This is a genomic window from Geobacillus sp. DSP4a (genome assembly GCF_013096875.1).
Taxonomy (GTDB): domain Bacteria; phylum Bacillota; class Bacilli; order Bacillales; family Anoxybacillaceae; genus Geobacillus; species Geobacillus thermophilus.
Genome location: NZ_SDLD01000273.1, coordinates 1 through 269, shown reverse-complemented (window position 1 = coordinate 269; position 269 = coordinate 1). Strand labels below are relative to the sequence as shown.

At 53.5% G+C, this 269-nt stretch carries 1 pseudogene; it reads left to right on the top strand.

The window, feature by feature from the left end:
* A pseudogene (locus ETC02_RS17315) lies at positions 1-139 on the top strand (AAA family ATPase); the annotation flags it as partial.
* Positions 140-269 lie beyond the last annotated feature (130 nt).

Genomic DNA, 269 nt, shown 5'->3' with positions numbered 1-269 from the left:
GATTGCCCTGCAGTCGCGGGGATGGCCTCGGGTGATCAACACGTTGGCCACGACGTGCCTGTTATACGGGTATCAGCTGAAAAAGGACGCCATTGACGAAGAAATGGTGCGCATGGCCGCAGAGGAACTGGGGTATTAGCACGAAAGGGGCCGAATCGGCCTCTTTTGTGCTTTTTCTTTTCCATCGGTCCATCAGGCGCGCTGGAAATCTTCATCTGAAAGAGCGTGCAAACGTTCCGAAAGAATGTGCAAAATCCGGAACAATCCGC